The sequence below is a fragment of the Pseudoduganella plicata genome, assembly GCF_004421005.1.
GTDB lineage: Bacteria > Pseudomonadota > Gammaproteobacteria > Burkholderiales > Burkholderiaceae_D > Rugamonas > Rugamonas plicata.
In genome coordinates this window covers 4,550,789-4,566,430 of record NZ_CP038026.1, presented here as the reverse complement: position 1 = coordinate 4,566,430, position 15,642 = coordinate 4,550,789, and the positions used below count along the sequence as shown (strand labels likewise).

Annotated in this window: 16 protein-coding genes; 7 read left to right on the top strand and 9 right to left on the bottom strand. The window is 66.4% G+C overall.

Annotation, left to right across the window (positions count from 1 at the left end; genetic code table 11):
• Positions 1-16 precede the first annotated feature (16 nt).
• The 7 genes from E1742_RS20185 to rsmB form a co-directional block, all read right to left on the bottom strand.
• Positions 17-787, bottom strand: a complete 771-nt coding sequence (locus E1742_RS20185) for a class II glutamine amidotransferase (RefSeq protein WP_134386935.1) — start codon at positions 785-787, stop codon at positions 17-19.
• A 99-nt stretch (positions 788-886) separates the two neighbouring features.
• Entirely contained in the window at positions 887-1,144 is a 258-nt protein-coding gene (locus tag E1742_RS20180; protein ID WP_134386934.1) for a BTH_I0359 family protein, read from the bottom strand.
• 116 nt (positions 1,145-1,260) lie between these two features.
• Positions 1,261-1,659 (bottom strand): GTPase, encoded by a 399-nt coding sequence (locus E1742_RS20175; protein WP_134386933.1) that lies wholly within the window; start codon positions 1,657-1,659, stop codon positions 1,261-1,263.
• An 11-nt stretch (positions 1,660-1,670) separates the two neighbouring features.
• Positions 1,671-2,390 (bottom strand): response regulator, encoded by a 720-nt coding sequence (locus E1742_RS20170; protein ID WP_134386932.1) that lies wholly within the window; start codon positions 2,388-2,390, stop codon positions 1,671-1,673.
• A gap of 136 nt (positions 2,391-2,526) precedes the next feature.
• Positions 2,527-4,815 carry a sensor histidine kinase gene (locus E1742_RS20165; RefSeq protein ID WP_134386931.1) on the bottom strand — a complete coding sequence of 763 codons (2,289 nt, stop codon included), beginning with the start codon at positions 4,813-4,815 and terminating at the stop codon, positions 2,527-2,529.
• Positions 4,816-5,391 carry a DUF4390 domain-containing protein gene (locus tag E1742_RS20160; RefSeq protein WP_229466132.1) on the bottom strand — a complete coding sequence of 192 codons (576 nt, stop codon included), beginning with the start codon at positions 5,389-5,391 and terminating at the stop codon, positions 4,816-4,818.
• A 92-nt stretch (positions 5,392-5,483) separates the two neighbouring features.
• Positions 5,484-6,869, bottom strand: coding sequence for a 16S rRNA (cytosine(967)-C(5))-methyltransferase RsmB (gene rsmB / locus E1742_RS20155; RefSeq protein WP_229466862.1), 1,386 nt, complete (start codon positions 6,867-6,869; stop codon positions 5,484-5,486).
• A gap of 421 nt (positions 6,870-7,290) precedes the next feature.
• On the opposite strand from rsmB, the gene argS reads away from it, so the two are divergent.
• From argS to E1742_RS20120, 7 genes are read left to right on the top strand one after another with little or no spacing between them, the layout of a single operon-like run.
• Entirely contained in the window at positions 7,291-9,003 is a 1,713-nt protein-coding gene (argS, locus tag E1742_RS20150) for an arginine--tRNA ligase (protein ID WP_134386929.1), read from the top strand.
• Between the two features lie 6 nt (positions 9,004-9,009).
• Positions 9,010-9,690 carry an SPOR domain-containing protein gene (locus tag E1742_RS20145; protein ID WP_134386928.1) on the top strand — a complete coding sequence of 227 codons (681 nt, stop codon included), beginning with the start codon at positions 9,010-9,012 and terminating at the stop codon, positions 9,688-9,690.
• A 22-nt stretch (positions 9,691-9,712) separates the two neighbouring features.
• A complete protein-coding gene (locus tag E1742_RS20140) occupies positions 9,713-10,396 on the top strand; it encodes a thiol:disulfide interchange protein DsbA/DsbL (RefSeq protein WP_229466130.1) in 684 nt (227 codons plus the stop codon).
• Between the two features lie 22 nt (positions 10,397-10,418).
• On the top strand, positions 10,419-11,204 hold the full coding sequence (locus E1742_RS20135; RefSeq protein WP_134386926.1) for an SDR family oxidoreductase: 786 nt from the start codon (positions 10,419-10,421) through the stop codon (positions 11,202-11,204).
• On the top strand, positions 11,201-11,998 hold the full coding sequence (locus tag E1742_RS20130) for a biotin--[acetyl-CoA-carboxylase] ligase (protein ID WP_134386925.1): 798 nt from the start codon (positions 11,201-11,203) through the stop codon (positions 11,996-11,998). The genes E1742_RS20135 and E1742_RS20130 overlap by 4 nt, the downstream gene beginning before the upstream one ends.
• Entirely contained in the window at positions 11,995-12,765 is a 771-nt protein-coding gene (locus tag E1742_RS20125; RefSeq protein WP_134386924.1) for a type III pantothenate kinase, read from the top strand. The genes E1742_RS20130 and E1742_RS20125 overlap by 4 nt, the downstream gene beginning before the upstream one ends.
• Positions 12,759-13,496: a hypothetical protein gene (locus E1742_RS20120; RefSeq protein ID WP_229466128.1), complete on the top strand. Its 738-nt coding sequence runs from the start codon at positions 12,759-12,761 to the stop codon at positions 13,494-13,496. Before E1742_RS20125 ends, E1742_RS20120 begins: the two co-directional genes overlap by 7 nt.
• Here the strand turns inward: E1742_RS20120 and E1742_RS20115 are convergent.
• Entirely contained in the window at positions 13,493-14,530 is a 1,038-nt protein-coding gene (locus E1742_RS20115) for a septal ring lytic transglycosylase RlpA family protein (protein WP_229466126.1), read from the bottom strand. The genes E1742_RS20120 and E1742_RS20115 overlap by 4 nt on opposite strands.
• Complete coding sequence (gene rodA, locus E1742_RS20110; protein WP_134386923.1) at positions 14,527-15,642, bottom strand: rod shape-determining protein RodA; 1,116 nt, start codon at positions 15,640-15,642, stop codon at positions 14,527-14,529. The genes E1742_RS20115 and rodA overlap by 4 nt, the downstream gene beginning before the upstream one ends.

The window sequence follows — 15,642 nt, the reverse complement described above, 5'->3', positions numbered from 1 at the left end:
CAAAAATATATTTTCCCTAAGCCCCATGCGGAAGCCCGTCGACAAAGCACAGCAGCTCGCCCGGCTGGAAAGCCGTCCAGCGTTCGTTAGCGGTCAACGGCTGCGTGACGATGATGGCGACCCTGTCGTTCGGCGTCGTCACTTGGGAGAAATCGACCCGCACGTCCTCATCGGACAGGATGGCCGTGTCGAACGGGTGCTGGCGCACGAGGTAATGCAGGCTGGTCGAACAGTGCGCAAACAGGGCGGTACCGTCGGACAGCATCATATTGAAGGTGCCGTGGGCGGCGATGTCGCGCACCAGTATGGCAAGTTCGGCCGCCAGCTCACGGCTGCCGGGCCGCGTATCGCCAAAGCGGCGCCGCAATTGCTGCAGCAGCCAGCAGAAGGCGCGTTCGCTGTCGGTGCTGCCGACGGGGCGGAACGCGCCATCGAGAGCCGGGTCGAACGCTTTCAGGTCGCCGTTGTGGGCAAAGACCCAGTAGCGCCCCCACAGCTCGCGTACGAACGGGTGACAGTTCTCCAGCGCGACCTCGCCCTGCGTGGCCTTGCGGATATGGGCGATGACGTTGCGCGACTTGATCGGATAAGTCTTGATAAGGGTGGCGACCGGCGAATCGACCGCGGCCTGGTGGTCGACGAAATGGCGCACGCCGGCGCCTTCGAAGAAAGCGATGCCCCAGCCATCGTGGTGGGTATCGGTGCGGCCACCGCGCATGGCGAAGCCGGTAAAGCTGAACACAATGTCGGTCGGCACATTGCAGTTCATTCCCAGAAGTTGGCACATGGTCTGCGTGAAAATGGTCTACCCGACCGTCACCATATCACGGTCGCCGCCCCCGCGGCGAACGCCGGCCCTGCCCCGCGAGGCAGTTTGTTGCGCAAATTAATGCAGCAGCACCGGCTGACTCATCAGGGAGTCATAACTGCCGAGAAACTCGTCGATCTCCTCCATCGTGGGCTCGTTGGCGATGAGCTGGTTGACGTCGCGGCGGAAGTTCTGCGCCAGCTGGCCGGCGATGAAGATTTCCCGCTTGCCGCCTTTGTCGACAATTTCGTAGCCGCCGAAACGCAGGGCTTCGAGTTCACGATCTGGCCCGAATTCGACGACGCTGTACTGCTCGCTGTTATAAATGAGGTTCATATCGCTTCCTTCTCTGCAGGGTGCGAAACCGGGCTGGGTTTCGCGTTCAGTTTCGAAGTGGGGCTGTACGGATTCTTTTCAAGAGCTTCAGAAATCCGGCACAGAACCTGAGGCCATCACGCCGTGACGTCGTCATAGAGGGACAGCAGGCTGTCGTAGGGCTGGGCTGACAGAAGGGCGCGCAGCTGTCCCACATGAGTGGCGTCGGCCAGGCTGATAAAGAGTCGCGCTGGCGGGCGGCGCAAGAGACGATTCAATGTAACACGCAAGACCAGATTGCCGGCGCAGCAAAGGCAACCGGGCGCGATACGCAGCAGCGTGGGGCCTGCAGCGTTGCCCTCAGCATCTGCCAGGGGCGTATTCGGGTCGGCCAGCCCTTCGATGATGACGGCCGTGTCGACACTAGGCTGCAGCAGCGCGGCGATGGCACGCTCGCGGTCGATTGCGCGCGCGCCCGTGACGAGGGTGGTGGGAAGCCCCGGCCGCGGCGGCGCGGCCGGGGTGGTGCAGGTCATGATGGAAGCGTTCAGACCTGCTGGTTCTTCTTCGCCAGCTTGCCGGGCTCGACGCCCAACTGCTTCAGCTTGCGGTACAGGTGGGTCCGTTCCAGGCCCGTCTTTTCGGCCACCCGCGTCATGCTGCCGCCTTCGCGGCCCAGGTGGTGCTCGAAATACATGCGCTCGAACGCGTCACGCGCTTCACGCAGCGGCAGGTCGAACGACAGGTTGAACGTATGGCCTTCGCCGCTGCCGCGCGACATGGCGATGCCATGCGCGCCCGGGGGCGGTGCCGGCGGGGCCCCGAACGTGGGCGGCGCCGCCTCTTCCACCGGCGGCAGCGCCGCGGGGCGTTGCGCAATCACGGGCGCACGCACGACTTCCTGGGCACGGGTCAGCCCGGCCTGCACCGCCTTGAGCAGCTTCTGCATGGCGATCGGCTTTTCCAGGAAATTCAATGCGCCGATGCGGGTGGCCTCGACGGCCGTATCGATCGTGGCATGGCCGGACATCATAATGACCGGCATTGTCAGCAGGCCGTCGCGCTGCCATTCCTTCAGCAGTGTGACACCGTCCGTATCCGGCATCCAGATGTCGAGCAGGACCAGGTCGGGCGCACCGGCGGCGCGGGCCTGGCGGGCCTGCTGGGCGTTTTCCGCCAGCGTGACCGCATGTCCCTCGTCGCCCAGGATTTCCGAGAGGAGTTCCCGGATGCCCATTTCATCATCTACTACCAGAATGTTTGCCATCTACCCTGCCCTCTTCTCACTTGGCCCTTCGGACGGCTTGCCTCACCTGCGCACCCATTAATGCTTTTGGGAATGGAATAAAAAAACAGGTAAAACTGCTGCCCTCGCGACAATGATTTTATTAGTGTTCCGAATATTATGCCAACTGCACCGGTGCCAACTTTAACAGTAAAATCAGTACCGAAGCGCCACTTCCATCGGCATGGTTCTGGATATCGATCCGCCCACCATGCTCGTCGATGATTTTCTTCACCATTGCCAGTCCCAATCCCGTGCCGCGCGCTTTCGACGTGACGTAAGGTTCGAATGCACGCGCCAGGATTTTCGGCGCAAAGCCGGGACCATTGTCCGCGATCGACAGCCGCACCGCAATGCGCGTGCCGCCATCGGCGCTCTGGTAATGAATCGCTTCCGTCACCACGTCGATGCGCGGCGCGTGCGGCTGGTTCGGCATGTCCGCCAGGGCATCCTGCGCATTCTGCAGCAGGTTGTGGATCACCTGGCGCATCTGCGTCTCGTCGCCCATCACCATCGGCAGGAACGGCGCCAGGTGGGCGTGGATGATGTCGTTGCCCTCGTCTCCCACGTACAGGTGGAGAATCTCTTCGACCAGCGCATTCAGATCCAGCGGCAGCAGCTGCGCCGGCGGCGTGCGGGCATAGTCGCGGAAATCGTCGACCATGCGCTTCATCGCGCTGACCTGGTTGACGATCGTGCTGGTGCTCTTGTTCAGAAGCTCGACGTCCTTTTTATCGAGCTTGTCTTCCAGCTTCATCTGCAGCCGCTCGGCCGACAGCTGTATCGGCGTGAGCGGGTTCTTGATCTCGTGCGCCAGCCGGCGCGCCACCTCGCCCCAGGCGATCGAACGCTGGGCCGAGATCACGTCGGTGATGTCGTCGAACACGACGATGTAGCCGCCGCCGCCTTCCTGCGGCAGGCGCGAGCCGCGCGTCAGCAGGATCAGCGCGTTTTCGTCCGGCCCGCCGCCCGGGCGCGAAATCTCGAGCTGGCGCTGCCAGTGCAGGCGCTGCGCGTTGCGCCCGGCCGCCGACTGCGCGCTCTGTGCCGAGAAGGCCGCGGTGACGGCGCCGGCGAATTCGTGCATGCCGTCGACTTCGGCCAGAGGTTTGCCGACCAGTGACACGCCCGTCTTCTGCAGGATGCGTTCGACCGAATCGTTGCAGGTGACGAGGCGGAACTCCGCATCGAGCACCATCACGCCGGCCGACATATTGGCCAGCACCGATTCCAGGTGGGCCTTGGCGTTCTGCAGCGCCAGGCGGTTGCGTTCGACGGCCGTGCGCGCCTCGGACAGCTGGCGCGTCATCGTATTGAAGCTTTGCGTCAGCGTGCCCAGTTCGTCCGAGCTGGCCACGATCGGGCGTGGCGACAGGTCGCCCTCGGCCACGGCGCGCGTGCCTTCTGCCAGCAGCAGCAGCGGCTGCGCCAGGTCGTTGGCGATCAGGAACGCGGCGGCGATGGCGCCGAACACCGCCAGCAGCAACGTCAATGTCAGCGTCTCGATGTACATGCGCCGCAGCCCTACCCGGGCCACGAAGCGCTCCTTGTATTCGCTGTAGGCGGTGCGCAGGGTCTCGCCATCGGCCGCCAGGCGCGGCGATGCTGCCTGGATCACCTGCAGGTAGCGCGGCGCGAAACGCGTGCCCGTGCTGGCATCGGGGATGGGCAACAGCACGCGCAGGCGCAGGGCGTTGTTCGGGTCCGGCATCTGCGGGCCCGTCGTATTGGCCGTCTCGTCGCGCAGCTCGCTGCCGCCTTCGGGCACGGCGTACGGCGGGTCGGACTGCGCCTTGGCCAGCATGGCTGCCGTGGGCAGGTCGGCCGACAGGTTGATGCGGCGCTCGCCCATCGCCGAGACGATCAGGCCGCCGTCGCCATCGACGATGATGGCGCTCTGCACCCGTGGATGCGTCTTGACGAAGCGCGCCAGTTCGGCGGGCGCCGCATAGAAAGGCTGCGCGGCCAGCTCGTCCGCCGTGCGCTCGGCGTTCGCGCGCAGTTCCGTCAGCGACGCATCCAGCGCTGAGCGCCCCAGATCCAGGCCGGCCTCCAGTGCTTCCTCGACGCGCACGTTGAACCACGATTCGATCGAATGCGAGACGAACTGCACGGAGACGAGGAAGATGACAAGCCCGGGCAGCACGCCGATGGCGGCAAACAGCATCACGAGCCGCGTCATCAGCCGTGAGCCGAACTTGCCGCTCTTGTAGCGTGAGTACAGCCGGAACAGCGAGACGGCAACCAGTGCCAGCAGTGCGAAGGCCACGGTGGCGTTCATCGCCAGCAGCCAGGAGTAATAGCGGTCGAAGAAGCCGGAGTTGTCGGAGGCGGAGGCGAGCAGGAACAGCAGGATGCTGCAGATGGCTCCCGCGACAACGAACAGATACCGCAATGCCTGGGTCACTTACTCGGCCCTGTACTGGAAGGTTTTCTTCTGCGAGGCCAGCGTCCATTCGCTGTTGTTGAAGGCGCTCACCTGGATCGGCTTGGGCAGATAGTTTCGGTCCATGCCCATGCTGACGGTGACGTTGTACACCTCGCCGACCTTCAGCGCGCCGCGCGGCGCCACCACCCAGCGCGTCGGGCGCCGGATGAAGAACAGCGCATCGTCGAGGGAGGCGAAGTTCTGCGACACGCTGCCCAGGATCGTCACATGGTACTGGCGCGTCAGCACGTCGTACCAGATACGGTGGGTGCGCTTGTTGGTGACGGCTTTCTCGTCGAACCAGTACCAGCGCGGCCGCGTAAAGGAAATCTGGGTGGTGAAGTACAGCTGGACGCCATATTGCAACGCGTCCTCCAGGCCGTGATTCAGATCGAACGAGTAGGCGGCCGACAGGCGGTAGCCTTCTTCCGCCGCTTCGATGTATGCCCGGGTGATCTCCACGGTCTCTTCGGCGGCGCGTGCCGGCCCCGGCAGCGCACAGGCCAGCATCAGCAGCAGCTGGCATGCCAGGAGTCGAACAAATCGTAAGGTCACGTGCGCGTAATAGTCAGTGGTTGAGGAGCCGAGTGGTTATAAACAGGGCGCAAAAATACAGGACGCTAACTGGCTGCGCCTGCGCGCATCTGTTACGCGACCTTCTGGAAAAGCGCGTAGAACAAACCATCGTGATCCTGTTCGGCACCGCCCACAGGCAGCAGCTGACCGGGCGCATCGAGTCGCGTGGCGCCATTGCGCACCGCGAAAGCGGCCGCCTGCGCCTCGGATTCCTGCGGCCACAACGAACATGTCACGAACAGCAATTTACCATTGGGCCGCAGCATCTGCCAAAGATTGTCGAGAATTTCGCCCGAAAGTGTTGCAAGTTGGAGCGTGTCGGCCTTGCGGCGCAGCCAGCGGATATCGGGATGGCGGCGCACGATGCCGGAGGCCGTGCACGGCACGTCGGCCAGGATGCGGTCGTAGCCTTCGCCGTCCCACCAGCCGCGCGTTTGCGCTTCGGCCGCCTGCAGCGTGGCCGACAGGCCGAGACGCTCCAGGTTCTCGCCCACGCGTGCCAGCCGGCGCGGATCCGCATCGAGCGCCGTCACGTGCGCATCGGCCAGCTCCAGGATGTGGCACGTCTTGCCGCCCGGCGCCGCGCAGGCATCGAGCACGCGCATGCCGTCCTGCACGTCCAGCAGCGGCGCGGCCAGTTGGGCGGCCGCGTCCTGCACCGAGACGATGCCGGCATCGAAGCCGGGAATGCCGTGCACGCCCATCGGCTTGTCCAGCCGCACCGCATGGGGACCGATGCGGCGCGCACCGATGCCCGCTTCGGCCAGCACGGCCAGATAGTCGTCCACCGGGCTTTTACGCGCGTTGACGCGCAGGGTCAGCGGAGGCGCTTCGTCGCCGGCAGCCAGGATGCGCTGCCAGTCCTGCGGATACGCCGTGACGGCCGCGTCGATCCACCATTGTGGATAGTTCCAGCGCGCGACCGGCTGGCGTGCCACCGACGCCAGCAGCGCGTCGCGCTCGCGCAGGAAACGGCGCAGCAATGCGTTGACCATGCCTTTGGCACGTGCCGTGTCGGGATGCGAGCCGGCGGCGGTGACGGCCTGGTCGACCACCGTGAACGCCTCATACGGTGCGTTGCCGGCAGCGTCGAGCTGCATCAGCGGCAGCGCGCAGGCCAGCAGCGCCGTCGCCAGCGGTTCCGGCGCCTTTTCCGTCATCGCGCCCACCAGCGCATCGCTGCGGCCCAGCTGGCGCATCGCACGGTAGGCGATGTCCTGGATGGCGCCGCGGCCCTGCGGCGTGGCGTCAAGCGTCCCGAACACGCCCGTCAGCGCCTGTGGCAGCGCCATGCCGCCGCGGACCTGGACAACGGCCGTCGCGGCACCCAGCAGCGCGAACGCCAGCGAATCGGCCTTCAGTTCGGCCTTGAATTCCGTCTGCAGCGCCGGTTTCAGGTCGCGGTGGTAGCTGGGGCGCAGGCCGCGTTCGCCCTGCGGCGCCGGCGCGGTGCCCATCAGCGGCGGCCGCCCCACGCCTTCACGCGGTTTGTGGTGGCGGATCGCATCCTTGTTCCATGGTGAAGCGGACGGCGCGTCCGGGCTGCGCGGCGGCTGGGGTGGGCGCGCTGCCGCGTCGGCCTTCGGCGCGGCATCCGCCCTGTTCGCAGGCCGCGGTGGACGCGGCGTGGCGGGCTTCTTGGCCGGGGCCGCTTTGGCCTTCAGGGACAGCGTCGGGCGCTTGTTCATACGGTTCTTTCGCGATGCGGTATTAAAGGCGGGATTGTATCAGTGCGGGCCCGGTCCTTCCGCGCACGGCGTGCCGCAGGCAGCGAATTGCCGGGACGCCGGCCGGGCCGCAAATGGCCCCGGCAAGCTTGTATAATGTTTTTCTTTGTACCTTCTTTGCTTACCTGCGCGGCCAAGCCGCCCCATGCTCATGCTCGCCCAACAAAAACAACAGATCGTCGACCTGTTCCAGGCCGCCCTCGCCCCCATCCTCGCCGGATCGGGTCTTTCCCCCAATGTGGTGCTGGAGCGTCCGCGCGATGCCGCCCACGGCGACGTCGCCTGCAATATCGCCATGCAGCTGGCCAAGCAGCTCAAGATGAACCCGCGCGAACTGGCGCAGAAGGTCGTTGCCGCGCTGCTGGAAAATCCGGCCGGCAAGGACCTGATCGCCAGCGCCGACATCGCCGGTCCGGGCTTCATCAACCTGCGCGTCACGGACGCGTCCAAGCAGGCCGTCGTGAAGACGGTGCTGGCACAGGGCGCCGCGTATGGCCGCAGCAATGCCGGCACCGGCAAGCAAGTGATCCTCGAATTCGTCTCGGCCAACCCGACCGGCCCGCTGCACGTGGGCCACGGCCGCCAGGCGGCGCTGGGCGATGCGCTGTCGTCGCTGTTCGAGGCGCAGGGCTTCGACGTCACGCGCGAATACTATTACAACGATGCGGGCGTGCAGATCCAGACGCTGGCCACCTCGGTACAGGCGCGCGCACGCGGCATCAAGCCGGGCGACGCCGCATGGCCGGAATCGGCCTACAACGGCGACTACATCCAGGACATCGCGGACGACTTCCTGGCCAGGAAAACCGTGGCCGCGAGCGATGGCGTACCCGCCACGGCTTCCGGCGACGTCGACGACTTCGAATCGATCCGTGCGTTTGCCGTCGCCTACCTGCGCTGCGAGCAGGACACCGACCTGCAGGCGTTCGGCGTCAAGTTCGACAACTACTATCTCGAGTCTTCGCTGTACACGGACGGCAAGGTCGAAGCAGCCGTCAGCGCGCTGGTCGCCAACGGCCACACGTACGAAGAAGGCGATGCCCTGTGGCTGCGTACGACCGACTACGGCGACGACAAGGACCGGGTGATGCGCAAGAAGGACGGCACGTACACGTACTTCGTGCCGGACGTGGCGTACCATATCGTCAAGTTCCAGCGCGGCTTCACGCAGGCGATCAATATCCAGGGCTCCGACCACCACGGCACCATCGCGCGCGTGCGCGCCGGCCTGCAGGCGGTGAACATGGGCATCCCGCAGGGTTATCCCGACTACGTGCTGCACAAGATGGTCACCGTCATGAAGAACGGCGCCGAAGTGAAGATTTCCAAGCGTGCCGGCTCGTACGTGACGGTGCGCGACCTGATCGAATGGTCCGGCGGCGGCGATATCACCAAGGGCCGCGATGCCGTGCGCTTCTTCCTGATTTCCCGTAAAGCCGATACGGAGTTCGTGTTCGACGTGGACGTGGCCCTGGCCACCAATGACGAGAACCCGGTCTACTACGTCCAGTATGCGCACGCGCGCATCTGCTCGGCCCTCGCCAACTGGGGAGGCGACGAAGCCACGCTGGCCGGGGTCGACCTGTCGCCGCTGACGACGCCGCACGAAGCGGGGCTGCTGGCCAAGCTGGCCGCCTATCCTGAAATGCTGCAACGCGCCCAGAGCGAGCTCGGGCCGCACCAGGTCGCGTTCTACCTGCGCGAGCTGGCCGGTGAGCTGCACAGCTACTACTTCGCGCACAAGTGGCTGCTGGACGACGACGAGCCGCTGAAGCTGGCCCGTCTGGCATTGGCCGTCGCCGTGCGCCAGGTGCTGCGCAACGGCCTCGCCCTGATCGGCGTTTCCGCGCCCAACCAGATGTAAGCAACCATGACACCAAGCTCCCGCTTCACCCCGTTCCAACGCCAGCAGGGCAGCACGCTGGTCGGCATCATCATCGGGCTCGTCATCGGCCTGGCGATCGCCGTCGTCGTCGCGCTGATGATCACCAAGGGCCAGTCGCCGTTTACGGAAAAGGCGCCGCGTCCAGCCAGGCCGGCCGAGGCTACGGGTCAGATCTCGGACCCCAACAAGCCGATGTACGGCAACCGGGACGCCACGCGCAACGCCAACCGCAGCTTCGAGAAGGAAGCGCATCCCGCCGCGCCGGCCGCTCCGGCTGCGCCGGCGGCGCCTGCCCCCGATCCGCTGCAGGCCGTCGTGGACAAGATCCAGGCGCAGCCGACGGAACCGCACAAGGCGCCGGCACCGCTGAATACGGCCGCGCCGCCGTCGCAGGCCGCAGCGCCGGCGCCATCGGCACCGGGCGACGACAAGTGGGTGTACTACCTGCAGGCCGGCGCCTATCGCGAGACGTCCGACGCGGAAGCCGTGCGCGCCAAGCTGGCGCTGCTGGGCTTCGAAGCCAGCGTCACGGACCGCACCACCGATTCCGGCGTGCTGCACCGCGTGCGCGTCGGCCCGTTCACGCAGGTGGAAGCGATGAACAAGGTACGCGGCAAGCTGTCGGAAAACGGCGTCGACGTCGCCGTCGTCCGCAACCAGAAATAATCCTGTCCGGAGCACGATGCCCATGCTGAAGAAGATCCTGTCCGCTAAAAAGTTCCTGTCCGCTGTCACGCTTTCCTTTGTCGCCTTTGGCGCCGCCGCCTCGCCTACCGCGCCGAAAGAAGGCGCGGACTATCAGGCGCTGGCGACGCCGCAGCCGACCGACACCGGCAAGAAAGTCGAAGTCATCGAGTTCTTCGCCTACTGGTGCCCGCACTGCAATACGTTCGACCCGCTGCTGACGGCATGGGTGAAAAAGCAGGGCGAGAACATCGCCTTCAAACGCGTGCACGTGCCGTACGACGAGCGCCTGGCGCCGCAGCAGAAGCTGTACTACACGCTGGAGTCGATGGGCCTGACGGACCAGTACCAGCCGAAAGTGCTGAAGGCGCTGCACGAGGAGCGCCAGCAGTTCACCCGCGACGAAGCGGTGTTTGACTGGGTCGCCAAGAACGGCATCGACAAGGCGAAGTTCGTTGAGACGTACCGCTCGTTTGGCGTGGCCGGCAAGATCCGCCGCGCCGGCGCGATGATGGAGAGCTACAAGGTCGAATACTGGCCGCTGCTGGTCGTCGACGGCCGCTGGCAGGCTTCCCCCAGCCTGACGGGCCAGGCCAACAAGGACCTGGACACGGAGGCGAAGCAGCAGCAGGCCACACTGCAGGTGCTGGACGCACTGGTCGCCAAAGCCCGCGCCGGGAAGAAGTAAGCGTGCAACCATACGCGAGCTGATGCAACGCGTCTTCATCACCGGTGCCTCCAGCGGCCTGGGCGCGGCGCTGGCAACGCAGTATGCCCGCGCCGGCGCCACCCTCGGCCTGCTGGCGCGGCGCGGCGAGGCGCTCGACGCCCTCGCCGCCTCTCTTCCAAACCCCCATCTGCACCGGACGTACGCCGTCGACGTGCGCGATCACGCCGCGCTGCAGGCCGCCGCTGCCGCTTTCCTCGATGATGCGGGCGGCATCGACATCGTCATCGCCAACGCCGGCATCTCGCACGGCACGCTGACGGAACGCGGCGACGACCTGGAAGTGTTCGCCGACATCGTCGCCACCAACGTCACGGCCAGCGTTGCCACATTCACCCCTTTCATCACCGCGATGCGCGCGCAGCGCACCACCGGCACCCTGGTCGGCATCGGCAGCGTTGCCGGCATTCGCGGCCTGCCCGGAGCGGGCGCATACAGCGCCTCGAAGGCGGCCGTCATGACGTATTGCGAATCGCTGCGTGTCGAGATGCGTCGCCATGGCATCCGCGTCGTGACGATCGCGCCGGGCTATATCGACACGCCGATGACGCGCCATAACCCTTATCCGATGCCGTTCCTGCTGGCGCCCGAAGTCTTTGCCGCGCGCGCCGCGCGCGCCATCGCGCAGGGCGTCAGCTACCGCGTCATTCCGTGGCAGATGGGCGTCGTGGCGAAGCTGCTGCGCATGCTGCCCGACGCGCTGTATGATTTCGCCTTTGCCCGGGCGCCGCACAAGCCGCGCAAGCAGACCAGTACTCCCCCGCCATGAACCACACCGCCATCCTGCCCCTCGACGCGGCCGCCATCCATGCCGGCTGCGCCGCCAGCGCATCGCATATCGCCATCGAAGTCGTGCCCGAGACGGGTTCCACCAATGCCGACCTGCTGGCGCGGCTGCCCGCGCTGGCCGCGCCCGTGCTGCGCATCGCCGAGCGGCAGACCGCCGGTCGCGGTCGCGCCGGGCGTTCGTGGCTGTCCGCTCCGGGCGCGTCACTGACATTCTCGCTGGCGTGGCGCTTCCAGGGACCGCTGCACCGCATGGCCGGGCTGCCGCTGGCCGTCGGCGTGGCGCTGGCCGAAACGCTGGCGACACTCGGCATGCCCGTGCAGCTGAAATGGCCGAACGATGTCATGCGCGACGGCGCCAAGCTGGCCGGCATCCTTGTCGAAACGCAGGCCGCGGCCGACGGCGCCATCTGGGCCGTGATCGGCTGCGGCATCAACCTGCTGCTGCCGGATGAACTGGAGGCGGCCGTCGGCCGGCCCGTCGCGTCGGCCCCATGGCTGGCGCAGATGGACAGCAACGTGCTGATGGCCAAGTTGCTGAGCCGTCTGGCGGCCGTCCTGGCCGAATTCGACGATACCGGATTCGCGCCGTTTACCGAACGGTGGAACGCGCTGCAGGGCTGGCGCGGCGAGCCTGTGAACATCCTGGACCATGACGTCGTCGTGCAGCATGGCTGCGCCGCCGGTGTGGACGATCAGGGCCGCCTGCTGCTGGACACGCCGGCCGGCCTCGTCGCGGTGCTGTCCGGCGACGTCTCGCTGAGGCTTGCGCAATGACGACGTGGCTGCTGGTCGACGCGGGCAACACGCGCGTCAAGTGGGCGGTAACGGCATCGACTGGAAGCTGGCTGGCGCAGGGTGCCGTCGCGCATGCCGACGCCGCCGGACTGGAAGCGCAATGGCTCGCTGCGTTCGCGTCGGCCATGCCCACGCGCGTGCTGGCGGCCAACGTGGCCGGCGCCGCCGTGCGCGCCCGGCTGGAAGCTGCGCTGGACATCGCCGCGCCTGCGGCGCAGGTGGAATGGTTTGCGTCGTCCGCCGAACGCGCTGGACTCGTCAACGGCTACCGCAATCCGGCGCAACTGGGCTGCGACAGGTTCGCCGCGGCCATCGGCGCGCGCGCGCTCGCGCCGGGCCGCCCGCTGATCGTCGCCAACTGCGGTACGGCGACGACGATCGATGCTGTCGGCGCCGACGGCACCTTCATCGGCGGCATGATCCTGCCGGGGCTGGGTCTGATGGCCAGCTCGCTGGCCCGCAACACGGCGCAGCTGCCGCAGATCGCGCCGGGCGCCACGCTGCGTTCGCCGTTCGCGGATAACACCGACGATGCCATCCTGGCCGGCTGCCTGTCCGCGCAGACCGGCGCCATCGAGCGCGCCTTTGCCCGGCACGGCGCCGTAGAATGCGTGATATCGGGTGGCGCCGCGCAGTACATCGTGCCGACGCTGGGCCCGGACCTGGGGCGCACGCTGCGCCACGTCGACAATCTCGTCATGATCGGGCTGCAAGCGGTTGTGCGGGCGGAGGAGAACGCGTGCTGAAGATCTGTTTTGGAGTGCTGCTGGGCGTGAATGCCGCGCTGTTCGCGTACGGTCAGGGCTACCTGGGCCATTTCGACAGCGAGGAACACGAGCCGGCGCGCCTGAAGAATCAGTTGAACGCCAAGGCACTGACGGTGATACCTGCCTCACGGGCCCTTGCGCTGGCTGAGGCCGCGCCGGAGCCAGCGCCGGCCCCGGCCCCGGCTCCGGCGCAAGCGGCAAGTGTCGCCTGCATCGAAGTCGGCAATTTCGGCCTGGTCGACGCGCGCCGGTTCGAAGCGCAACTGGCATCGCTGGAGCTGGGCGACCGTCAGGCACGCCGCAACGTGCAGGGTCAGGAAGTATCGAGCTATATGGTAATGATCCCGCCTGCGGCGAACCGCGAAACGGCCGAAAAGCGCGCGGCGGAGCTGAAGGCGAAAGACATCGCGAACTTCTACATCATCCCGGATGGGCCGCAGAAGAACGGCATTTCGATGGGGTCTTCAAGGCGGAAACGGCCGCGCAGACGCTGCTGGCAGCCCTCGCCAAACAAGGCGTCACGGCTGCCCGCGTCGCGCCCCGCTACTCGCCCAGCAAGCAGATGCTGTTCCAGTTCCGCGAAATCGATGCCGATGCGCGTGCGCGAATCGAGCGGATTGCGGCGAAGTTTCCGGAGCAGCAGGTGCGGGGTTGCCGGTAGTTTCCGAGTAAACACTGGGGACAGTCACCTGTACCCAGTGTTTTTTTAGTTCACCTGCCGCTGCACGATCAGGGGTTTCAGGCGCAGCGCCGACGGCAGCCGCGCCGCGGCCGTTGCCGCTTCCTCCCGACTGCCGAACGGCCCGCCATACAGGCGATACACGCTGCCCGCCTGCACGACCGAGAAATCGCTGCCGCGCGTGGCGCTGGCGAGGCGCTCGCGCATGGAAGCGGCGCTTTCCTCGCGCGAGTACGCGCCCAGTTGCAAGTAGTAGCCGCCTGCTTCCGGGGCCGCCTTGTCCGGCGCGGTGCCCAGCGCCAGCACGAAATTCTCGATATCGTCCGGCCCTGTCGAGGCGGACAGCACCGGCATCGGTCCCGGTGCCGCGACGGGCAGCCCCTCGACCGACGCGATCAGCCTACCGGCCTTGCGCGCCGCAACCATGCGGTCGATCTCGTCCGGCATGATCCGGGTGACCTCCAGCTGGCTGCTGCCGTTGCCCAGCAGGCCCAGTTTCAGCGCGGCCGTGTACGACACGTCGATCACGCGGCTGGAGTGGAACGGGCCGCGGTCGTTGACACGCACGACCACGGTCTTGCCCGTGCTGAGGTTCGTCACGCGGGCGTACGAAGGAATCGGCAAGGTCGGGTGCGCGGCCGACATCTTGTACATGTCATAGAGTTCGCCGGACGACGTGCGCTGGCCGTGAAACTTCTTGCCGTACCACGTGCCCATGCCGCGCTGCGTGAAAGGCTGGTCGTTGGGGATCGGCGTGTAGGTGGTGCCGAACACCACGTAGGGACGGTTGGAACGGGGCAGAGGCGGATCGTTGCGCACTTCCGCATCCGGTGTCTGCATCAGGTTCGGGGGCGGATCGTCGCCCGGGCCGTCGTCCTTGTAGTAGCCGCCCCGGCCCGAATTGGCCGGCGGCAGATCGGGCACGCCCGGCTCGCGCTTGTTCGGCTTGACCTTGGGCGCGCCGGGCAGTGCGATCAGGCCGGGGCCCGTGCCGCAGCCGGCCAGCGCAAGAAGTGCGGCCAGCAGCGCGCAACTGCCGGCCCGATTGATGCGGCGGCCCGTCACGTCTGCACCAGCTTGCGGTTGCGCTGGACACTCATCAGGATGCCTGAAGCGACGCCCAGGGTCAGGGCGGCCGTGCCGCCATAGCTCATGAACGGCAGCGGCACGCCCACGACGGGCAGGATGCCGCTCACCATCCCCATGTTAACGAATGCATAGGTAAAGAAGATCATGGTGGTAGCGCCCGCCAGCAGGCGGGTGAATAAATTGGGGGCATTGGCCGTGATCATCAGGCCGCGCCCGATCAGCAGCAGATACAGCAGCATCAGGAACAGGTTGCCGGCCAATCCGAATTCCTCGGAATAGACGGCGAAAATGAAGTCGGTGGTGCGCTCGGGGACAAACTCCAGGTGGGCCTGCGTGCCGCGGGTCCAGCCCTTGCCCATGATGCCGCCGGAGCCGATGGCGATGATCGACTGCAGGATGTGGAAACCCTTGCCCAGCGGGTCGGTCGTCGGATCGATCAGCGTCATGATGCGTTCGCGCTGGTAGTCGTGCAGCATCGACCATGCCACCGGCATGCTGGCGGCACCGGCGCCCGCGAGCGCGAGGATCGCCTTCCATGGCAGGCCGGCCAGGTAAATCACGCTGAAGCCGGCCGCCACGACCAGCAGCGCCGTGCCCAGGTCGGGCTGGCGGGCGACCAGGAACACGGGCAGGAGCAGCAGCGCCGCGCCGATCGCGTACGTATGCCAGCGCAACTGGCCCTGCTGGTGCTGGAAGTACCACGCCAGCATCAGCGGTACGGCCAGCTTGGCAAACTCCGATGGCTGGATATCGATGACGCCGATGTGCAGCCAGCGCCGCGCGCCCAGCTTGATCGTGCCCACGAGCGCCACCGCGACCAGCAGCAGGACCGTCACGACGTATGCCGGCACGGCGACGCGCATCATGTTCTGCGGCGAGATGTTCGCCACAACCCACATCACCATGAACGACATGGCGATATTGCGCAGGTGGTCCTCGATCTTGCCGGGGATGCCCAGGCTGGCGGAGTACAGCGTGACGAGACTGGTCGTCAGCAGCACGATCAGCACCGTCGTCAGCGCGGGATCGAACACCGTCACGTACGGGCGCAGGCGGCGCCACAGCGAGCGTCGTTCATTGATGCGCAT